The organism is Aeromicrobium alkaliterrae (assembly GCF_039529015.1).
Lineage (GTDB): Bacteria > Actinomycetota > Actinomycetes > Propionibacteriales > Nocardioidaceae > Aeromicrobium > Aeromicrobium alkaliterrae.
This window is the reverse complement of the sequence record NZ_BAAAME010000002.1, coordinates 557,356-577,248: the sequence shown is the minus strand read 5'-3', so window position 1 is coordinate 577,248 and position 19,893 is coordinate 557,356. Positions and strand designations below refer to the sequence as shown.

Genomic DNA, 19,893 nt, shown 5'->3' with positions numbered 1-19,893 from the left:
AGCCTAGGTGAGACGTGGCTCACACGACGTCGGGTGCCACCTCGGTCGCGGCGTGGATGCGCATGCGCGAGGGTCGCCGCGAGGCGCCGAGCCGCTCCGCCACCGGGAGCGCCGCACGCATGACGCGCAGGACGTTGCCCCCGGCGAGCAGCTCGCACTCGGCGTCGGTCCAGCCGCGACGGACCAGCTCGGCGAACAAGGCGGGATACCCCGACACGTCGGGCAGGTCGTCGGGGAAGTCCGGCGTGCCGTCGTAGTCGCCGCCGATGCCGATGCCCTCGGCACCGAGGATGCCGCGCGCGTGCTCGAGGTGATCGGCGACCTGGCTGAGCGTCGTGCGCGGGGGCGGGTCGGCGCGGATGAACTCCTGCCGGCACTCCTCGCGGCTGCCCCGCGTGCCGCCGGAGAACCCGCGGTGCCGCAGGTGGTCCTCGAGGCGGACCGACCAGGCGTGGTACTCCGCCGACACGAACTCGGGGACGAAGCTGACCATCAGCAGGCCGCCGTTGTCGCGCAGTCGACGCAGCACGTCGTCCGGCACGTTCCGGGGGTGGTCGACGAGCGCCCGGCAGCACGAGTGGCTGAAGATCACGGGCGCCTCCGTGACGTCGAGCGCGTCGTTCATGGTCTCGGTCGAGACGTGGGACAGGTCGACCAGCATGCCGATGCGGTTCATCTCGGCCACGATCTCGCGGCCGAACCGCGTGAGCCCGTGCGCGACGGGCAGGTCGGTCGCCGAGTCGGCCCACGGCACGTTCCGGTCGTGGGTCAGCGTCAGGTAGCGGACGCCCAGCATGTGCAGCGTCCGCAGCGCGCCGAGGGAGTTGCCGATCGAGTGCCCGCCCTCGGCCCCGATGAGGCACGCGATCCGCCCGTCGCCGTGCGCGCGCTCCACGTCCTCGGCCGACACGGCCAGAACGAAGTCGTCCGGGTACGCGGCGATCATCTGGTGGACGAAGTCGATCTGCTCGAGCGTCGCGACCAGCGCACCGTCGTCGGCCAGGTCGGTGGGCACCCACACCGACCAGAACTGGGCCCCGACGTGACCGGCGCGCAGGCGCCTCAGGTCGGTGTGGGTCAGGTCGGCGGTGTCGTGGAGGTTCAACGTCTCCAGGTCGTAGTCGGCCACCTCCCGGGCGACCCACGGCAGGTCGTTGTGCCCGTCGATGATCGGCTGACGGCGCAGGATCGCCGAGGCGCGGGCGAGGCGCTCGGCCGGCGTGGTCGAGGTCATGCGGCTCCTCCGGTGAGGGGGACGGCGTCGGAGGCGGGTCGGGTGACCCGGCTGGTGCTGACGAACGGTGAGGTCATGGCGCGCACGAGGGCGCTGTAGTCGAGCTGGAAGCTGATCTCGTCGCCGACCGCGACGTCGTGGTCACCCACGTCCAGCACGAGGTGGTCGCTGCTCGCGGCCAGCACCGTGATCCCGGCAGGTGGCGTCACGCCGGCGGGGTCGACGTCCTGGCGGCCGATCGCCGCGATCGCCTGGCGGACCAGCCCGGGGCGACCGCGCTCCGGAGACTCTCCGAACGCGTTCTGCCCGGCCGATCCCCAGGCCTGGGCCGGCTTGGTCTGCACCTCGATGAGCTCCGCGACGAGCGTGAAGGCGTCGGTGCGCAGCCCGGCGATCGCCTGACGGTGGAGCGGCTCCGTGCCGAGCAGGATCGACTCACCCAGGCGCAGCTCGTCGATCCGACCGACGTCGCTCGTGCCGAGGGCCCAGTCGAGGTTCGCGGAGTTCCCGCCCGTCACGATCGTCATCGCGTGACCGACGCGCTGCTCCACGAGCTCGACGAGCGCGGAGAGCTGGTCCATCTTGTCCTGGTCCGGGACGATGCCGCTGCGACACGCGAGGTTGGTGCCGAGGCCGGCGAGCCGCAGGCCGGGAAGCGCTGCGACGACCCCGGCCAGGTCGACGACGTCGACCGTCGCGACCCCCTCACGCAGGTCGCCGAGCTCGACCATCAGGACCACGTCATGCGTCGAGATGCGGTGGAGCGCTGCGCTCGACAGCGCGGCCAGGACCACGGCCTCGGTGTTGAGGCTGACGTCGGCGGTCCGCACGACCCGGTCGGCCTGGCTCACCATGGGTGACCGGATCAGCGTCAGCGGTGCCGCCGCGCCCGCGGCCCGGAGCCGCGAGAGGTTCTCGACGCGGGAGTCGCCGATGCCGCTGGCGCCACCGAGGACCATCGCCGCGGCGACGTCGCGCGATCCGAGCGTCGCCTTGGCGACACCCGTCACACGGATGCCGCGCGGCGCCAGCCGGTCGACCAGCGTGCGGGTGTTGTGGGTGACCAGGTCCAGGTCGACGTCGAGCCGAGGTGCGCTCACCGGGGAGCCGGGGCGACGCGCGCCTCGAGCTCCGGGAACGCCCGCAGGACCATGGCGACCAGGTCGTCCAGGGGGCGGGTGAGGGGGTCGGTCGCCGGCAGCCCGAGCTCGGCCTCGAGGGCGTCGATCGCCTCGCCGATCTCGTGGTCGGCCATGCGCTCGTGGTTCACGGTGACGCCGATGACCGTCGTGTCCGCGAACGCCTCGATGAGGGCGATCTCGCTGGCCGCGGTCGGCATCGCGACCATCGGGAAGTCGCCCAGGACCTCGCGCTTGGGGGCGTGCTGGACGATCACGCCCTGCGGACGGCTGCCGCGCAGGATGTGGCCGGACGTCAGGTACGCCGGGTGGCTCAGGGCGCCCTGGCCCTCGACGACGATCACGTCCGGGTCCTCGCCCTCGAACGCCCGCACGACCTGGTGCTCGACCTCGCCGGAGCAGAACTGCGGCACGAGCGCGTCGAGCGCGACCCCGTACTTGCCGCCCTGGATCAGGGTCGTCTGCCCCGTGCCGACCATGACGGCCTTGAGGCCCACCGCGGTGAGCGCCTGCACCAGGAGGGTCGCGGTCGTGCGCTTGCCGATCGCGCCATCGGTGCCGAGCACCGCGATGCGCGGGCAGGTGACGTCGAAAATGCGTCCCGAGAAGAGGTGCAGGTCCTTCTTCTCCTTCGGGCGCCGCACGTCGGTGATCGTGACGCCTGCGAGCAGGGCGGCGGCCACGAACTCGGCGTCGTCGTTGAGGAACTCGTGGAGCCCGTTGATGACGTGCATGCCACGGGTGATGCCGTCGAGCAGCACGAGCCGCTGGTCGGCCGAGAGCAGGCCGTCAGCGGGGGCGACGCCGCAGATGAGGTAGTCGGGCACGAAGCCCGCGTCCGCGATCGCCTCGGCCAGGCTCGCGACGACCGGGATGCCGTTGGGCGTCCCGTCGAGGAAGGCGCCCGCGTCGGCCCCGGCCTGGAGGCTGTCGATCACGCTGAGGATCTCGTACTTCTCGGAGTGCCGGACGAGACCGTTGGCGGTCTTCCCGTCCTGCTCGCCGAACTGGCCCTCGCAGTAGGTGATGGCGGTCGAGCCGAGCGGCAGCGAGATCGCCGCGTCGAGGGCCGTCCGCACCAGGTCGTCGACCTGGGCACTCGGGACAGGGGGAATCACAGGGTTCTCCTCGGAGGATGGGGTCCTTCAGAGGAGGCGTCAGAAAACGAGAGAAAGGCCAGCTGGCCGGACGGTCGACGTAAGAGTCTTCCCTGAGTGCGGCAGATGCCGACACCCCCAGGCTACCAGTCCACGGTGACGACGAGGCCCCCTCCAGCGCGGGGCCGGAGCGCCAGGTCGGCGTGGTGGACCCGACAGATCGAGGTCACGATCGCTAGCCCGAGACCGCTGCCCCGGCCCGCGTCGCTGGTGCGCGAGGCGAGCCGCACGAAGGGCTCGGTCAGGGTGCCGACGACGTCGGCCGGGATGTCGGGCCCGGAGTTCTCGACCGTGAGCCGCAGCCGGTCGCCGTGGCGGGCCAGGACCACGTCGACGAACGCGCCGTCGGTGCGGTTGTGGATCACGGCGTTGCGCACGAGGTTCGTGACGAGCTGGTGGAGCAGGACCGGATCGCCGGCGACGGTCGCGGGGACCGTCCGGCAGGTCAGCGCGACCTGGTGCGGCACCTCGTCGACCGCCGCCGCCACGACCTGCTCCAGGTCGACCTGTTGGGTCGCGAGGGTCCCCCGGTCGATCCGCGCCAGCGCCAGGAGGGCCTCGATGATCGCGATCGACCGCTCGTTGGTCTCGTCCAGACGGTCGATCGTCCGGGCGTCGATCCCGTCGGGGTCGCTCCGGGCGACCTCCAGCATCGCCTTCGTGACGGCCAGCGGGGTGCGCAGCTCGTGCGAGGCGTTCGCCGTGAAGCGGCGCTGCTCCTCGAAGGAGGCCTCGAGCCGCGACAGCATCTCGTCGAACCCGTCGGCCAGCCGTCGCAGCTCGTCGTCGCTGCCCGGGAGCCGGATGCGGTGGGACAGCGAACCTTCGGCGGCCGCACGGACCGCGCGATCGATCGGGTCGAGCGGGCGCAGCATCCGCCCGGCCAGCACCCAGCCCCCGGCGAGCCCCACCACGAGCAGGAACAGCAGGCCGCGCAGGAACCACGGCAGCGCGGCCTCGACCAGGTCGCGACGACCGGGCGAGTACTCCCCCTCGATCGTCTGGAGGCTCCCGGCGGGGAGGTAGTTCACGAGCAGCAGCACGACGCCGGCCAGCAGGATCCCGCCGGCCACGAGGAGGAACCCGGCATAGCTGAGCGCGAGCCGGAGGCGAAGACTGAGTCCGCGCTGCCGGACGGTGCTCACGCCTCGCCCCCGAACCGGTACCCGACGCCGGGCACCGTGTGGATCAGCCCGGGCTCGCCCAGGCGCTTGCGCAGCGTCGAGATCGTGATGCGGACCGCGTTCGTGAACGGGTCGGCGTTCTCGTCCCACGCCCGCTCGAGCAGACCCTCGGCGCTGACGACTCCCCCGTCGGCGCTCATCAGCACCTCCAGGACCGCGAACTGCTTGCGGGTCACCGCGACGTAGCGGCCGTCGCGGTAGACCTCGCGTCGGAACGGGTCCAGGCGCACGCCGGCCGTCTCGAGCACGGGCGGCGCCGCCTCCGCGGGCCGTCGTGCCAGGGCGCGCAGGCGCAGCACCAGCTCCTTCAGCTCGAACGGCTTGGTGAGGTAGTCGTCGACGCCGAGCTCGAACCCGGTCTGCTTGTCGTCGAGCCGGTCCGCCGCCGTGACCATGATGATGCGCGTGCCGAGGCCGGACCTGACGACCTCCCGCGCGACGTCGTCACCGTGCACCTCCGGCACGTCGCGGTCCAGGACGAGGGCGTCGTAGGTGTTGACGGCGAGCAGCTCCAGCGCCAGCGCGCCGTTGTCGGCGACGTCGGCCGCGATCGACTCGCGCCGCAGGACGGTGCGAATCGCGTCGGCGAGGTAGGGCTCGTCCTCGACGACCAAGACACGCATGCGCTCATGCTAGGAGCCACGACCTGTCGTCGGTGTATCGAAATTCGCAGACGCCCTCGCAACGCCGCGACGCCTGTCATGGACGCATGACGATCCACGCCTCCCGCCCCGTGCCCCTCCCCCCGCCGTCGCGACGCCCCGCGCGACGGCGGCGTCTCTCCGTGACGCTCGTGCTCCTGGTCCTCGTCGGACTCCTGGCGACCGCCTGGCTCCTCGTCCGGACGGCCTCGACCGGTTCGCCGCTGCCCGGGAACGTCTCGCTGACCGGCGACGACGGCGGGGCGATCCCCGACGAGGGGGTCCCGGTCAGCGCGACGGACGTCGTCGGCGTGGCACGCCTCGACCCCGAGCTCCTGGCCGCGGTCCAGCAGGCAGCGGCCGACGCTGCCGCCGACGGCGTCGAGCTCCGCATCACGAGCGGGTGGCGCAGCAAGGAGTACCAGCAGCAGCTGCTCGACGACGCGACCCAGGAGTACGGGCAGGCCGCGGCCCGACGGCTCGTGCAGAGCCCCGAGCGATCACGGCACACCTCGGGCGACGCGGTCGACATCGGCCCGACGGACGCGGCGTTCTGGGTCCTGCGCCACGGGTCCGACTACGGGCTGTGCCAGGTGTACGCCAACGAGGTGTGGCACTACGAGCTCCTGACCGAACCCGGTGGGACGTGCCCACCGCTGCAGGCCGACGCCTCGTGACGCGGCGCTGCCGACCTCGCCGGCGAGTCGCCCACTAGGGTTTCTGCCATGGCGCAGCGGCTTCGACACTCCACCTTGATCCTGCCCCTCGACGAGGGCGTCGACAACCAGGCCGTGGACCGCCACATGAAGCTGTGGACCGACGGCGGCTGGACCCTGCAGCACTTCAGCACGACCGCCGACCCGCGCAACCACTCGTTCCACTTCGTCTGGTCCCGGACCGACTGAGGCCGACGCGGCTAGGCTGGCCGCAATGAGCCGTGAGGTGCTGGCGCCCGCCCTCGACGAGGTCCGCCCCGTCGACGCCCTCGTCGACTCCTTCGGTCGCGTCCACACCGACCTGCGGATCTCGCTGACCGACCGCTGCTCGCTCCGGTGCACGTACTGCATGCCCGAGCAGGGCAACACCTGGTTGACCCGCTCGAGCCTCATGACGGCCGCCGAGATCGGGCGCGTCGCCGCCGTGGCCGCGGGGCTCGGCGTGACGTCGGTCCGCCTCACGGGCGGTGAGCCGCTCCTGCGCCGCGACCTGGTCGACATCGTCGCGCGCCTGGCCGAGCTCAGGTCGGACGGACGGCCCGTCGAAGTGACCCTCACGACGAACGGCATCGGTCTGGCCGACCGTCTCGACGAGCTCCTCACCGCCGGACTCTCCCGGGTCAACATCAGCATCGACACGCTCCGTCAGGACCGGTTCCTGGAGCTGACGAAGCGCGACCGCCTCGCCGACGTGCTCGCCGGGATCGCCGCCGCAGCAGCGGCGGGCCGGCCCCTCAAGCTCAACGCCGTGGCGATGCGCGGCGTCAACGACGACGAGCTCACCGACCTCGTCGAGCTCGCCCTCGCGCACGGCGCCCAGATGCGGTTCATCGAGCAGATGCCGCTGGACGCGGGTCACGTGTGGGACCGCTCCTCGATGCTGACGCGCGAGGAGATCCTGGCGGCCCTGGGCGAACGGTGGTCCCTCACGCCGGTGCCCGGCCGCGGGTCGGAGCCGGCCGAGCGGTGGACGCTCGATGGCGGACCCGACACGGTAGGCGTCATCGCCTCGGTCTCGGCCCCGTTCTGCGGCGCGTGCAACCGGCTGCGCCTGACGGCCGACGGCCAGCTGCGCAGCTGCCTGTTCGCGACCGACGAGCTCGACCTGATGGCGGGCCTGCGTGCCCCCTCGGGCCCCGACGACGCCGTGATCGAGGCGGCACTCCGAGCGGCCGTGCGCGGCAAGCAGGCCGGGCACCTGATCGACTCGCCGACGTTCCGCCAGCCCGCACGCGGCATGAACGCGATCGGCGGCTGACGTGATCGAGGTCGAGCAGCACCTCGCCCGCGTCCTCGACGCGGTGCAGCCCGTGCCCGCCGAGCGCATCGAGGTGGCACGTGCGGCCGGCCGCACGCTGGCCGACGACGCGATCTCGGTCCACGACATCCCGGCGTTCGAGAACTCCTCGATGGACGGCTACGCCGTGCGGTTCGCCGACGTCGAGCACGCAGCCGTCGACCGACCGGTGGTCCTCGAGGTCGTCGCGGACGTCCCCGCAGGCTCGACGCTCGATCCCGCCGTGAGGGCCGGGCAGGCCGCGCGCATCATGACCGGCTCGGCCGTCCCGAGCGACGCCGACACGATCGTCCCGTTCGAGCACACCGCCGACGGCCTCACCCCCGAGGTTCCGCCGACGGTCACCGTGCTCACCCCGCCCCGCGAGGCAGGCGTGTTCGTGCGCCGCAGGGCCGACGACGTCGCGACGGGCGACCTCCTCCTGGTCGCGGGCACGCTGCTCGGCCCGCGGCACCTCGCCGGGCTGCTGGCCGCGGGCCTGACCCACGTCCAGGTCGCCCGCGCGCCGCGCGTCGCGATCGTGGCGACCGGTGACGAGCTCGTGACCGACGGATCGGCCCTCGGACGGGGCCAGGTGCCGGAGTCGAGCGGGGCGATGATCGCGGCACTGGCTCGCGAGGACGGGGCCGACGTCATGACCGTGACCACGGTCGCCGACGTCGACACCGCCGTGCTGCAGGTCGTCGCCGAGCTCGAGGACGCCGGGGCCGATGTCGTCGTCCTGACCGGCGGCGTCAGCGCCGGAGCGTACGACGCCGTGAAGTCGGCGCTCGGCAGCAACGGGTCGATGCAGTTCGACGCCGTCGCGATGCAGCCCGGCAAGCCCCAGGGGTTCGGGGTCACGCCGCACGGCACCCTGCTGTTCGGGCTGCCGGGCAATCCCGTCAGCACGGCGGTCTCCTGGGAGGTGTTCGTGCGGCCCGCCCTCCTGGCACTGCAGTCGCGCGACGACCTCCGGCGCCGCACGGTCCGGGCCACGGTCAGCAGCGGCTGGCGCTGCCCCCCGGATCGCCGGCAGTACGTGCCGGTCGTGCTCGACACCACCGACCCGGCGGCCTGGACGGTCCGCCCCACGTCGGCCGGCCACTCGGGCTCCCACCTCGTCGGCTCGCTGGCCCTGACCCAGGCCTACGCCGTCGTCCCGGCCTCCACGTCGCAGGTGCACGCCGGCGACGTCGTCGATGTCATGCTGGTGACATGACGACCGCCCCCGCCCGCGCCGCCGTCGTCACGGTCTCCGACCGCGCCGCCGCCGGGACCGCGGAGGACCGCAGCGGGCCCGTCGTCGCCACGCTGCTGCGTGAGGCCGGGTTCGACTGCCCCGGACCGGTCGTGGTGCCCGACGGCGCTGCGTCCGTCGAGACGGCGCTGCGCGCGGCGATCGCGACGGGGGCACGACTGGTCGTCACGACCGGCGGCACCGGCATCGGGCCCCGCGACCTGACCCCGGAGGGCACGCAGGTCGTCGTGACGCGTCAGCTCCCCGGCGTCAGCGAGGAGATCCGACGACAGGCGGTCCTCGAGACGCCGGGCGGCATGCTCTCCCGAGGGATCGCCGGGGTCGTGGACCTGCCCGGCGGCGGTGGGGCCCTGGTGGTCAACGTCCCGGGGTCGACCGCAGCGGTGCGGTCAGCGGTCCCGATCCTGCTGACCGTCGCTCCCCACGTCATCGCCCAGCTCGACGGCGGCGACCACGCGTGACGCCCGGGGTGGTGCTGACCGGGATCGAGACCGAGCCGCTCGACGTCGCGGCCCACCTGGCTGCCGTCTCCGACCCGTCTGCCGGAGCGGTCGCGACCTTCGTCGGGCAGGTGCGCGACCACGACCCGGACGCGGCCGGGACGGTCGAGCGGCTGGAGTACGAGGCACACCCCGACGCCGCGCGGGTCCTGGCGAACATCGCGCACGACGTCATCGGCGACCTGCCTGTGCGCGTCGCGGTGAGCCACCGCACGGGCGTGCTGGGCGTCGGCGACCTGGCGGTCGTCGTGGCCGTCGCGTCGGCGCACCGAGCGCTCGCCTTCGACGTGTGCCGCGACCTCATCGAGGCGATCAAGACCGACCTGCCGATCTGGAAGCGTCAGGTCGACCAGGACGGCCGCGCCGCCTGGACCGGCCTCGCGGCCGTTCAGCCGCCGGCGAACGGCGGCAGCACGTCGACCGGTCCGATCTGGTCCTGACCCCCACCGTCCAGGCGGTGGGTGTCCTCGCGACGCGTCCCGTCGACGAGCACGGCGCAGTGGCCCAGGATCGGGCCGAGCCGCGGGTGGTCGCGCACGAGCGCGGACTTGAGCTCGCCGACCGTGGCCTCGTGCCGCACCTCGGACGACGTCCCGGCGGCCTCCCGCGCCGCGGCGAAGAAGCGGACCTCGATCACCCGGGCTCCCCCGGCCGCCGCCAGTCGCCCGACCGGCCACCGCTCTTCGCGACGACCCGCACGTCGTGCAGGCTCGCCGTGCGGTCCAGACCCTTGACCATGTCGATGACGGCGAGCCCGGCGACCGACACCGCGGTCAGGGCCTCCATCTCGACCCCCGTGCGGTCCGCCGTGCGGACGGTCGCCTCGATCTCGACCCCGTCGTCGGTGACGGTCAGGTCGACCGTGGCCCCGTGGACGCCGATGACGTGGGCCAAGGGAAGGAGGGTCGGGGTGGACTTGGCCGCCTGGATGCCGGCGATGCGCGCGACCGCCAGCACGTCACCCTTCGGCACCGAGCCGGTCCGCAGTCGGTCGACGACCTCGGCGCTGCAGTGCACGGCTCCTCGCGCGGTCGCCGAGCGCACGGTCGGCTCCTTCGCGGTGACGTCGACCATCCGGGCGCGACCCGAGTCGTCCAGGTGCGGGAAGTCCATGCGGCCAGTCTCCCAGACCGGCGGGGGCCTGGCTCAGGACCGGCGGGCGGCGTGGACGGCGACCTCGACCGCCTTGACCGCCAGGTGCACCCGGGCCCCAGGTGCGAGGTCGAGGTCGGCGACCGCGGACGGCGTGACGTCGGCGGCGATCGGGATCTCTCCGACCCGCGTCCGGACCCGCACGCGGTCGCCCATCGGCTCCACGTCCGTGACCAGGGCCACGAGCGAGGTGCGGGGGCTGCCGGAGCCGGCGTCGCGATGGACCGCGACCGCGGACGGCGAGAACACCGCGACCGCGTCCTCGCCCGCGACGGGCGCGGGGTCCGCCGCGAGGCCCGTGACCACGGCGTCCGGGTGCGTGACGGCCCCGCCGTCCCAGACCCCCGGCACGAGGTTGAGCCCGGCGATGCGAGCGGCGAACGCGCTGCGCGGGCTGGACAGCACCTCGCGGGTCGGGCCCTGCTCGACGATGCGACCGCCGTCCAGCACGACGACACGGTCGGCCAGGAGCAGTGCGTCCAGCACGTCGTGCGTCACGATCACGACCGTCCGGTCGGCGAGCACCGTGCGGAGCACCTGCCGGATCGCAGGAGCCACGTCCACGTCGAGCGCCGCCATGGGCTCGTCGAGCAGCAGCACCTCGGGCTCGGCCGCCACGGCCCTGGCGACGGCCACCCGCTGGGCCTGACCACCACTGAGCTGGCTCGGCCGTCGGTCGGCCAGCTCGGCGACACCGACCTGGTCCAGCCACGTGCGAGCGACGGCGCGGGCGTCACGACGGCTCGCACCGCCGGAGCGCGGACCGAACGCGACGTTGTCGAGCGCCGACAGGTGCGGGAAGAGCAGGGGCTCCTGGGCGAGCAGCGCGACCCGGCGTCGGTGCGGGGGCGTCCCAGCGAGGGCGCGCCCGGCGACCGTGACGCCTCCGGCGGTCGGCGTGACCAGACCGGCCACGGCGCCCAGCACGGTCGACTTGCCGGCTCCGTTGGGACCCAGCAGCGCGACGGTCTCCCCCGCGGCGACCTCGAGGCGCACCTCGACGTCGCGGGAGTCGACCCTGATGTCGCACACGAGACCGTCGGCGACCGCGCGCGGCGTCACACGGCACCTCGGCCCGGCCGGGCGACGCCGATCACGACGACGGCGACCACGACGAGGACCAGGGACAGCGCGATCGCCGCATCCGGGTCCGTCACGCGCTCGAGGTAGATCTGCGTCGGCAGGGTCGTCGTCGTGCCCTGCAGCGAGCCGGCGAACGTGATGGTCGCGCCGAACTCGCCGAGAGAACGGGCGAACGCCAGCACCGTGCCGCTCAGCAGTCCCGGCAGGACCAGGGGCAGGCTGACCCGGCGGAACACCGTCGACGGCCGTGCGCCCAGCGTCGACGCGACGACCTCGAACCGCTGCCCCGACGTCCGCAGGGCACCCTCGAGCGAGATGACGAGGAACGGCAGCGCCACGAAGGTCTGCGCCATCACGACCGCCGCGGTCGAGAACGCGATCTCGATGCCGAGGACCTCGAGCGTCGACCCGAGCAGTCCGCGACGACCGAAGGTGTACAGCAGGGCGATGCCGCTCACGACCGGCGGGATCACGAGCGGCAGCAGGACGAACGCGCGCACGACCGACTGCCCGGGGAACCGCGCCCGCGCCAGGACGAAGGCCATCGGCACGCCGAGCAGCACGCAGAGCACCGTGCTGATCGTGCTGGTCCGCAGGCTCAGCCAGAGCGCATCGCGAGCCGACGGGGACGACACCAGCGAACCGAAGCCGCTCCAGTCGACCCGGCTCACCATCGCCGCGAGCGGCAGCAGCACGAACAGCACGCCGACCAGCGCCGGCACGAAGAGCCAGCGCGGGAGTCCGACGTGGCGTCCGCTGCCGCCCGCGGCGGAGGTCACGGCTTCCCGAACCCGGCGTCCGCCAGGATCTGCTGTCCGAGCTTGGCGAGGACGAGCTCCACGAACTGCTGTGCCACCTTCTCGTGCTCCGACCCCTCCACCACGGTGATGGGGTACGTGTTCACGACCGAACCGGACTCGGGGAACGTGATGCCCTCGACGTCGTCGCCGGCCGCCTTGACGTCGGTCACGTAGACCAGGCCCGCGTCGGCCTCGCCGGACGCGACCTTGCCCAGCACGTCGGTCACGGACTGCTCCTGGCTCACGGGAGACAGCGTGACACCTGCCGCCTCGGCGACCTGTGCCGTCGCGTTGCCGCACGGCACCTCCACGGCGCAGATCACCAGGCGCACGTCGGATCCCGCCAGGTCGGCCAACGAGCTGATGTCGGCCGGGTTGTCCGGCGGCACCACGATCTCGAGGGTGTTGGTCGCGAAGTCCTCCGGCGCGACGGCCAGCTCACCGAGCTTGTCCATGTTCTTCAGGTCGGCGGACGCGAACACGTCGGCGGGCACGCCGGACTGGATCTGCGCGACCAGGTCCGAGGAACCGCCGAAGTTCAGCGTGACCGTGACGCCGGGGTTCTCGGACTCGAACTTCTCGGCGATCTCGGTGAACGTCGAGGTGAGGGACGCCGCGGCGTGGACCGTCAGGGTCACCTCCCGGGCGTCGGTGGCGCCGTCGTCACCGCCGTCCGCGTTGCTCGAGCCGCACCCGGCGCCGACGAGCAGCGCCGACACGGCAGCGACCACCAGCCACGGGCGGACCCGGCGGGGGTGCCTGACGGCGGTGGAGTGAGGGAGACGGGTCATGACGGCCTCTCGGTCGGGCGGATCCTGCGGGGTCCGGGGTGCTCGGTCTCGAGCGGGGTGCCGCAGCCGGACGGGTCGTAGCCGTCCAGCAGGCGGGCGCGGCGGACGAGGGCCTCGCTGGTGAGCGCGTCGAGCACGGCGGCGGTCGCGGGGAGGTTGGCCCACTCCTGGTCGACCCACAGCTCGACCTCGTGCGTCTCGAGCGCGGTGAAGGTCAGGCCCAGGGCGAGCGCCGCGGGCTCCATCAGCACACCGACCTCGCCGACACCGGACAGGACGCGTCGCGCGACGTCGACGTGCCCGTGGCCGACCGGGCCGGGGAGGTCGGCGGTCGCGCCCACCTCGGACAGGGCCCGGGCGAACGCCTGCTGCGTGCCGGCGCCGGCGTCCCGCTGGACGACGACGGGCCGACGGTCGGCGAGCTGCTCGACCTGCGGCGCTGCCGCTCCCTCCGCACCGAGACCCACCTGCCAGCGCGCCACGTGCCAGCGGTCCACCGCGACCGGCGGCTCGGGCAGGTCGCCCGGCCGGGCGTGCACCAGCACGCCGTGCACCCGTCCCGCCGCGAGGGCCGCGATCGACCGCCCGGTCGACGCGTGCACGCCGAGCACCCGGTGCCCGGTGCGCCCCGCGAGTCCGGTCAGGACGCCGAGGATCGGATCGCACCCCGCGAGCACGAGGTCGGCAGGCGAGCCGCCAGGCATCCAGGAGACCTGGGTGCCGTCCCAGACGCCGTCCGCGACGGACCACGACTCCGAGCCGTCGACCCCGTAGGACCGCGGGACGGACACGAGCATCTCGCCGACCCGGGCCCCGACCACGGCCGTGCCCGGAGGACGGACCTCCCCCAGCACGTCGACCGCGCGGGCGGCCGGAGGCGCGAAGAGGTCCTCGACCGTGGTGCCGAGGGCACGGGCTAGGCCCATGGCGGCGGTGACGCCGGGGTCCTGCCGGCCCGCCTCGATCGCGCCGACGAGCGGGCGGCTCACGCCGGCCCGCCGCGCCAGCTCGGCCTGCGACCAGCCCCGCGCCCGACGCTCGGCTTGGATCCTGTCATTCATGCTCGGATCGTAGCCTGCAGAAAACTTTCTGCAGATGGACCCATCCGGCCATGGCGGGGTGGCGAATGCCAGGTGTACGCACGACCAGTCAATCGAAGGACATTCACCATGAGCACCATCCGCACGCACAAGACTCGCAAGGTCATGACGGGCCTGGCGCTCGCCGCCGTCATCTCGCTGCCGCTGGCGGCTTGCTCGTCCACCGACGACAGCAGCTCCAGCTCCGACTCGGACTCCAGCTCGGTCGCCGAGCCGGTCGCCCGCATCAACGCCCTCTCGGGCGTCGACACCGGCATCCTCCTGGACGCCGGCTTCGCCGAGGCGCTGACGAGCCTGGGCCTGACGCCCGGCACCGTCGGTTCCGCGACCCTCGCCGACGGCTCGATCAACTTCCCGATCACCGGCGGCAACGTGACCTACTTCGAGCCCGGCACGGCCAAGCCGTACGTCATCGGCCAGGTCCAGCACGAGGGTTCGGGCCTGTCCCTGACCGCCGGCGACACCGTCGTCGAGCTGACCAACTTCAACGTGGACCCGGGCATCTCGCGCGTCTACGGTGACGTCACGGTCAACGGCGAGCCCGTCGTCCAGAGCGCGTTCCTCTTCCAGCTGCGTGGCGCCACGCTGAAGCCGCTGCAGACCGAGGGCGACACCGCCATCCTCGAGGGCACCAAGGTCTTCATCTCGCCGGTCGCCGCCGGTCTCCTGAACGAGACCTTCGGTACCGACGCCGTGACCGACCAGCTCCTCGTCGGCATCGCGAAGATCACGGTCAACACCACGCCGGCTTCCTGAGCCACCGTGCTGACCAGCAGCGCCCCGCCTTCCTCACCGAAGTGCGGGGCGCTGCCCTTTCGCGGGGGTAGGTTCGAGACCAGCGAGGTCCCGGCCCACGCCCCGTCCGCTCCGATCGTGAGGTGGTGACCGCATGAGGCTTCCCACCGTCGACGACGTCGAGAAGCTGATCCCCCGGCCGGAGGACTTCGAGAGTCGCGCGCGCGGCACCGGACTCACGGCCCGGGTCGGCACCGCCCTCGGCATCGCGTTCGCCATCTGCTTCCTGACCGGCATCTGGAGCCACCTGCAGTACGACCCCCCGGGCTGGCTCCCGCTCGGTCCCCAGCCGACGCAGCTCTACCGCATCACGCAGGGCACCCACGTCATCACCGGGATCGCCTCGATCCCCCTGATCCTGGTCAAGCTCTGGTCGGTCTTCCCGCGGCTGTTCATCCGGCCGCCCCGTGGCCCCCGCGCCCTGCTCGTGGAGGCCCTCGAGCGAGCGTCGATCGGCGCCCTCGTCGGGTCCTCGATCTTCATGCTCGCCAGCGGCCTGCTCAACATCGCCCAGTGGTATCCCTGGGACTTCAGCTTCCGCGCGACGCACTACGCCGTCGCCTGGGTCGCGATCGGCTCCCTGCTGGTGCACATCGCCGTCAAGCTCCCGGTCATCCGCCAGGCGCTCGGCGCGCCCATCAGTGACGCGGTCGACGACGACCCCGCAGACGACGTCCACGACGACCACGACGACCCGGAGTCGCTGACCCGCCGCACGGTGATGCTCGGCGCGTTCGCCTCCGCCGGCCTCGCCGCACTCCTGACCGCCGGCCAGACCGTCCCGTTCCTCCGCAAGATCTCGGTCTTCGCCGTGCGCGACGGCGAGGGCCCGCAGGGGCTCCCGATCAACCGCACCGCGAAGGCCGCCGGCGCCGTCGAGGCGGCGTCCGACCCGTCGTTCGTGCTGGAGATCATCGTCGACGGCGTCACGACGACCCTCGACCGCGACCAGCTCGCCGCGCTCCCCCAGCGCACGCACGAGCTGCCCATCGCCTGCGTCGAGGGCTGGAGCCGCAGTGCCAGCTGGACGGGCGTCGCCGTGCGCGACCTCCTCGAGATGGCCGGTGCCCCCGGGCGCTCGGAAGTGCTCGTGCGATCGATGCAGACCAAGGGCGCCTTCGGCACCTCGGTGCTGCCGGCCCGCTTCGTCGAGGACCACCGCACCCTGCTCGCGCTGCAGCTCAACGGCGAGGACCTGAGCCTCGACCACGGCTTCCCGTGCCGCATCATCGCGCCCAACCGGCCCGGCGTCCTGCAGACCAAGTGGGTCCGTCAGATCGAGGTCCGCTCATGAGGGCCGTGCGCGCGGCGCTGCTCGCCGCAGGAGTCGCGGCGGGTCTCTGGGGCGTGTGGCTGATGCGCGACTTCACCTCCGACCGACTCGTGTCGGCCGGCACCTGGCTGGCCGGCGGGATCGTGCTGCACGACGCCGTCCTGGCGCCGCTGACCGTCGCGATCGGCGTCGTCGCGGTCCGCCTGCTGCCCGGGTACTTCCGCGCACCGATGGGCCTGGCCTTCCTCGTGTGGGCGACGCTGACCATCGTGTTCGTCCCGGTGCTCAGCGGGCAGGGGGGCAAGCCCGACAACGACACGATCCTCAACCGGCCCTACGTGGAGAGTTGGCTCGTCATGACGGCGCTGCTGCTCGTCGCCGCCGCGGCCGTGGGTCTGCTGCGACGCTCACGCGCGACCCGCGCTGCCGCTCCCGACCCCAAGTGACATGCTCGGACGCGTGAACACTCCCCCGCAGGCCGAGGTCGCCGTGATCGGCGGATCCGGCTTCTACACGTTCCTGGAGGACCCGGTCGAGGTCGAGGTCGACACCCCGTACGGCCCGCCGTCCGCGCCGATCGCGATCGGCACCGTCGAGGGCCGCGGGGTCGCGTTCCTGCCTCGCCACGGCCCGCACCACCAGTTCCCCGCCCACCGGGTCCCGTACCGCGCGAACCTCTGGGCACTGCGCAGCCTCGGCGTGCGCCAGGTGCTGGCCCCCTGCGCCGTGGGCGGGCTGACGCCTGAGCTCGGACCCGGCACGTTCGTCGTGCCCGACCAGCTCGTCGACCGCACCTCGACCCGCATCCAGACCTACTACGACCAGGGCGCCGTCCACGTCTCGTTCGCCGACCCGTACTGCCCGCGGCTGCGCACGCACCTGGTCGACGGCCTGACCGACCACGCGCCCGTCGACGGTGGCGTGATGGTCGTGATCGAGGGCCCGCGGTTCTCCACCCGCGCCGAGTCGCAGTGGTACGCCGCCCAGGGTGGCTCGATCATCAACATGACCGGGCACCCCGAGGCGGTCCTGGCCCGCGAGCTGGCGCTCTGCTACGCCACGGTGGCCCTGGTCACCGACCACGACGCGGGCGTCGACGCCGCGTCGTCGGTCAGCATGGACGAGGTCTTCGCGGTCTTCGCGTCGCACACCGACACGCTCAAGGGCGCGCTGCGCTCGGTCGTCGCCGGCGTCGGCGAGCGGTCCTGCGAGTGCGGCTCCGCCGTCGACGGCATGACGCTGCCGTTCGAGCTACCGTGAGGATCCTCCTGACCGGTGCCGCCGGCTTCATCGGCACCCACATCGGTGAGCAGGCCCGCGCCCGCGGCCACGAGGTCGTCGGACTCGACGCCTACCTGGCGGCCGCCCACGGTCCTGACGTCGCGCCCGACCCCGCGATCGCCCGCCGCGACCTGCGCACCGACGACGTCGACGACCTGCTGACGGACGTCGACGTCGTGTGCCACCAGGCGGCCATGGTCGGCAACGGGGTCGACGCGCAGGACCTGCCGGCCTACGCCGAGCACAACGACGCCGCCACCGCCCGCCTGCTGGCCGCGATGGCCCGCGCCGGCGTGCACGACGTGGTGCTGGCGTCGTCGATGGTCGTCTACGGCGACGGTCGCTACACCTGCCCGATCGACGGCGACGTGCCGCCGGCCGACCGCACCGACGCCGACCTCGAGGCCGGCCGGTACGAGCCGCGCTGCCCGCGGTGCGGGGGTGACATCGCCTGGCGCGAGATCGACGAGAGCACACCGTTCCTGCCGCGCACGAGCTACGCCGCCTCCAAGGTCGCCCAGGAGCACTACGCCAGCGCGTGGTGCACGTTGCAGGGCGGGCGGGCGATCGCGTTGCGCTACCACAACGTCTACGGCCCGGGCATGCCCGCGGACACGCCCTACTCGGGCGTCGCGGCGATCTTCCGGTCGGCGATCGCGCGGGGCGAGGCTCCGCGGGTCTTCGAGGACGGGCAGCAGGTGCGCGACTTCGTGCACGTGCACGACGTCGCCCGCGCGAACGTGCTCGCCCTGGAGCAGGTCGCCCAGCACCGGACGGGACTGACGGCGTACAACGTGGCGTCCGGGCGCACCTTCACGATCGGCCAGATGGCCGAGACGCTCTCTCGCGCCGCGGGTGGGTCGCCTCCGGAGCTGACCGGCGACTACCGGCGCTTCGACGTGCGCCACGTCGTGGCCTCGCCCGCCGCCGCGCGCGAGGGCCTCGGCTTCACCGCGGAGGTCGCTCCCGAGGACGGCCTCGCGCGGCTCGCCTCCGATCCCCTGCGCACCCGCTGACTACCAGCGGGTCAGGAGCAGCTGCTGCACGAGCAGCGCAGTGACGACCTGGGAGGCCAGGAGCGGACGGTGCCAGCGGGTCGGCAGCAGCAGCGGCAGCGCCACGACCCAGATGGTGAACGGCATCCAGATCCGCTCGACCTCCGCCTTGCTCATGCCCGAGAGCGTCGCCACGAGGATCGTCAGCAGCGCCGCAGCCGCCAGGGCCGCGAGCACCCCCCGGTCCCTCCCGTCCGGTACCGCTCGCGAGTGAATTCCCGCCCCCTCAGGAGTGGATTCTCGCCCCTCGGCGAGTGAGTTCCCGCCCCTGCGCCAGGCGAGGAGTGCCGCCAGACCTCGGGGGAAGGCCGCCCAGACCGCGAGCCCCACCGTGAAGGTCCACGCTGCGACGTCGGCCCACACCCAGTACCAGTACGCGCGGTCCGACGCGATGCCGTCGTAGTAGCGCTCGCGCAGCACCGGGTAGGCCTCCCACCAGTGGAAACCGAGGACCGTGAAGGTCGCCGCCACCGCGAGCGCCCCGCCGAGGGCCCATGGGAGCGCCCGCCACGAGCGTCCGATCCACAGCACGGCCAGCGCCAGGATGCCCAGCAGCACCAGCCCGTACGACAGGTACACGCAGAAGCCGAGCAGCAGCCCGGCACCGATCCCCGCGGAGACGCGATGTCGCGGGACCTTGGTGGCCACCGCGAGCAGGCACAGCCCCCACGCCGCCACGGCCGTGAACATCGCGTCGCCGTTGACCCCCATGTAGACCACGACCGGCGCGAGCACGATCCACGGCAGGGCCGCTCGGGCAAGCTTCTCCGAGCCCAGGATCTTCAGCGTGTGCAGCACCGCGACGATCGCCGAGCTGCCGACGGTCACGACGACGACACCGATCCAGAACGGGTCGGTGATCCCGAGCCGGTCCACCAGCACGAAGAACAGCAGCGCTCCGGGCGGGTGCCCGGCGACGTGCGTCTTCCAGTTGTCGACCGAGTCCATCGGGATGTGGTCGATGAACGTGCGCAGCATCGGCAGGATCGCGTCGACGCGCTGGGCGTCGTAGACGTACTCGCCGGGGCGGTCGACGACGTCGAAGACCCGGGCCAGGCCGTCGGGCCCTTCCGTCATGGCGACGGCCATGGTCCACAGCCAGGTCGCGAGGTAGGCGATCAGCAGCGTGCGGCGCCAGCCCGAAGCGGCGACGAGGCGCGGGAGTCCGGCGACCATCAGGATGCCGATCAGCACCGCCGGGATCGTCAGCAGACCGATCCGCGGATCCCAGTCGGCGTGCAGCGGCGGCCAGTTGACCATGACGTTCTCGCCGGTCCACTGCGGGACGTAGATCGCCAGCAGGACGAGGACGAGCCCGGCGGCGGCGGAGATCAGGGCGGCCCGACGGGACAACAGGCGGTCTCTCACACGATCCAGCGTAGGGGTGCCCCTCGTGGCTCGCCGGGCGACGAGCACGTGAGGAGAATTCTGGGCGCGCGACCAATACGTCGAGGT

At 72.9% G+C, this 19,893-nt stretch carries 23 protein-coding genes; 11 read left to right on the top strand and 12 right to left on the bottom strand.

The features are described 5' to 3' along the window. Nucleotides 1-19: 19 nt before the first annotated feature. From ABD127_RS03950 to ABD127_RS03930, 5 genes are all read right to left on the bottom strand, one after another. Entirely contained in the window at nt 20-1,234 is a 1,215-nt protein-coding gene (locus ABD127_RS03950) for a dipeptidase (protein ID WP_344197939.1), read from the bottom strand. Then, complete coding sequence (locus ABD127_RS03945; RefSeq protein ID WP_344197937.1) at nt 1,231-2,334, bottom strand: alanine/ornithine racemase family PLP-dependent enzyme; 1,104 nt, start codon at nt 2,332-2,334, stop codon at nt 1,231-1,233. The genes ABD127_RS03950 and ABD127_RS03945 overlap by 4 nt, the downstream gene beginning before the upstream one ends. After that, nucleotides 2,331-3,491, bottom strand: a complete 1,161-nt coding sequence (locus ABD127_RS03940; RefSeq protein ID WP_344197935.1) for an N-acetyltransferase DgcN family protein — start codon at nt 3,489-3,491, stop codon at nt 2,331-2,333. Before ABD127_RS03940 ends, ABD127_RS03945 begins: the two co-directional genes overlap by 4 nt. Nucleotides 3,492-3,613: 122 nt before the next feature. Continuing rightward, nucleotides 3,614-4,675 carry a sensor histidine kinase gene (locus tag ABD127_RS03935; RefSeq protein WP_344197932.1) on the bottom strand — a complete coding sequence of 354 codons (1,062 nt, stop codon included), beginning with the start codon at nt 4,673-4,675 and terminating at the stop codon, nt 3,614-3,616. Beyond that, nucleotides 4,672-5,337 (bottom strand): response regulator transcription factor, encoded by a 666-nt coding sequence (locus ABD127_RS03930; protein WP_344197930.1) that lies wholly within the window; start codon nt 5,335-5,337, stop codon nt 4,672-4,674. Before ABD127_RS03930 ends, ABD127_RS03935 begins: the two co-directional genes overlap by 4 nt. An 86-nt stretch (nt 5,338-5,423) precedes the next feature. On the opposite strand from ABD127_RS03930, the gene ABD127_RS03925 reads away from it, so the two are divergent. From ABD127_RS03925 to ABD127_RS03900, 6 genes are read left to right on the top strand one after another with little or no spacing between them, the layout of a single operon-like run. Then, on the top strand, nt 5,424-6,032 hold the full coding sequence (locus ABD127_RS03925; RefSeq protein ID WP_344197928.1) for a M15 family metallopeptidase: 609 nt from the start codon (nt 5,424-5,426) through the stop codon (nt 6,030-6,032). A gap of 48 nt (nt 6,033-6,080) precedes the next feature. Continuing rightward, on the top strand, nt 6,081-6,260 hold the full coding sequence (locus ABD127_RS03920) for a hypothetical protein (RefSeq protein WP_344197926.1): 180 nt from the start codon (nt 6,081-6,083) through the stop codon (nt 6,258-6,260). Between the two features lie 25 nt (nt 6,261-6,285). Beyond that, on the top strand, nt 6,286-7,329 hold the full coding sequence (gene moaA, locus ABD127_RS03915; RefSeq protein WP_344197925.1) for a GTP 3',8-cyclase MoaA: 1,044 nt from the start codon (nt 6,286-6,288) through the stop codon (nt 7,327-7,329). A gap of 1 nt (nt 7,330) precedes the next feature. Then, nucleotides 7,331-8,569 (top strand): molybdopterin molybdotransferase MoeA, encoded by a 1,239-nt coding sequence (locus ABD127_RS03910; RefSeq protein ID WP_344197924.1) that lies wholly within the window; start codon nt 7,331-7,333, stop codon nt 8,567-8,569. Then, the gene (locus tag ABD127_RS03905; protein ID WP_344197922.1) at nt 8,566-9,069 is read left to right on the top strand and encodes a MogA/MoaB family molybdenum cofactor biosynthesis protein; all 504 of its coding nucleotides are present in this window, start codon (nt 8,566-8,568) and stop codon (nt 9,067-9,069) included. The genes ABD127_RS03910 and ABD127_RS03905 overlap by 4 nt, the downstream gene beginning before the upstream one ends. Further along, entirely contained in the window at nt 9,066-9,548 is a 483-nt protein-coding gene (locus ABD127_RS03900) for a molybdenum cofactor biosynthesis protein MoaE (RefSeq protein WP_344197920.1), read from the top strand. Before ABD127_RS03905 ends, ABD127_RS03900 begins: the two co-directional genes overlap by 4 nt. Here ABD127_RS03900 and ABD127_RS03895 read toward each other — a convergent pair. From ABD127_RS03895 to ABD127_RS03870, 6 genes are read right to left on the bottom strand one after another with little or no spacing between them, the layout of a single operon-like run. After that, a complete protein-coding gene (locus ABD127_RS03895) occupies nt 9,497-9,745 on the bottom strand; it encodes a MoaD/ThiS family protein (RefSeq protein WP_344197918.1) in 249 nt (82 codons plus the stop codon). The genes ABD127_RS03900 and ABD127_RS03895 overlap by 52 nt on opposite strands. After that, entirely contained in the window at nt 9,742-10,221 is a 480-nt protein-coding gene (gene moaC, locus ABD127_RS03890) for a cyclic pyranopterin monophosphate synthase MoaC (protein ID WP_344197916.1), read from the bottom strand. The genes ABD127_RS03895 and moaC overlap by 4 nt, the downstream gene beginning before the upstream one ends. 33 nt (nt 10,222-10,254) lie before the next feature. After that, nucleotides 10,255-11,322, bottom strand: a complete 1,068-nt coding sequence (locus ABD127_RS03885; protein ID WP_344197914.1) for a sulfate/molybdate ABC transporter ATP-binding protein — start codon at nt 11,320-11,322, stop codon at nt 10,255-10,257. Then, complete coding sequence (locus ABD127_RS03880) at nt 11,319-12,122, bottom strand: ABC transporter permease (RefSeq protein WP_344197912.1); 804 nt, start codon at nt 12,120-12,122, stop codon at nt 11,319-11,321. Before ABD127_RS03880 ends, ABD127_RS03885 begins: the two co-directional genes overlap by 4 nt. After that, entirely contained in the window at nt 12,119-12,934 is an 816-nt protein-coding gene (gene modA / locus ABD127_RS03875) for a molybdate ABC transporter substrate-binding protein (protein ID WP_344197910.1), read from the bottom strand. The genes ABD127_RS03880 and modA overlap by 4 nt, the downstream gene beginning before the upstream one ends. Next, a complete protein-coding gene (locus ABD127_RS03870; RefSeq protein ID WP_344197908.1) occupies nt 12,931-13,995 on the bottom strand; it encodes a substrate-binding domain-containing protein in 1,065 nt (354 codons plus the stop codon). The genes modA and ABD127_RS03870 overlap by 4 nt, the downstream gene beginning before the upstream one ends. Before the next feature lie 108 nt (nt 13,996-14,103). On the opposite strand from ABD127_RS03870, the gene ABD127_RS03865 reads away from it, so the two are divergent. From ABD127_RS03865 to ABD127_RS03845, 5 genes are all read left to right on the top strand, one after another. Next, nucleotides 14,104-14,790: a hypothetical protein gene (locus ABD127_RS03865; protein ID WP_344197906.1), complete on the top strand. Its 687-nt coding sequence runs from the start codon at nt 14,104-14,106 to the stop codon at nt 14,788-14,790. Between the two features lie 133 nt (nt 14,791-14,923). Continuing rightward, nucleotides 14,924-16,123, top strand: a complete 1,200-nt coding sequence (locus tag ABD127_RS03860) for a molybdopterin-dependent oxidoreductase (protein ID WP_344197904.1) — start codon at nt 14,924-14,926, stop codon at nt 16,121-16,123. After that, the gene (locus tag ABD127_RS03855; RefSeq protein ID WP_344197902.1) at nt 16,120-16,548 is read left to right on the top strand and encodes a hypothetical protein; all 429 of its coding nucleotides are present in this window, start codon (nt 16,120-16,122) and stop codon (nt 16,546-16,548) included. Before ABD127_RS03860 ends, ABD127_RS03855 begins: the two co-directional genes overlap by 4 nt. A gap of 13 nt (nt 16,549-16,561) precedes the next feature. Continuing rightward, nucleotides 16,562-17,362, top strand: coding sequence for an S-methyl-5'-thioadenosine phosphorylase (locus tag ABD127_RS03850; protein WP_344197900.1), 801 nt, complete (start codon nt 16,562-16,564; stop codon nt 17,360-17,362). Continuing rightward, nucleotides 17,359-18,399, top strand: a complete 1,041-nt coding sequence (locus ABD127_RS03845; protein ID WP_344197898.1) for an NAD-dependent epimerase/dehydratase family protein — start codon at nt 17,359-17,361, stop codon at nt 18,397-18,399. The genes ABD127_RS03850 and ABD127_RS03845 overlap by 4 nt, the downstream gene beginning before the upstream one ends. Here the strand turns inward: ABD127_RS03845 and ABD127_RS03840 are convergent, their stop codons facing one another. Beyond that, entirely contained in the window at nt 18,400-19,806 is a 1,407-nt protein-coding gene (locus ABD127_RS03840; protein ID WP_344197895.1) for a hypothetical protein, read from the bottom strand. Between the last annotated feature and the right edge of the window lie 87 nt (nt 19,807-19,893).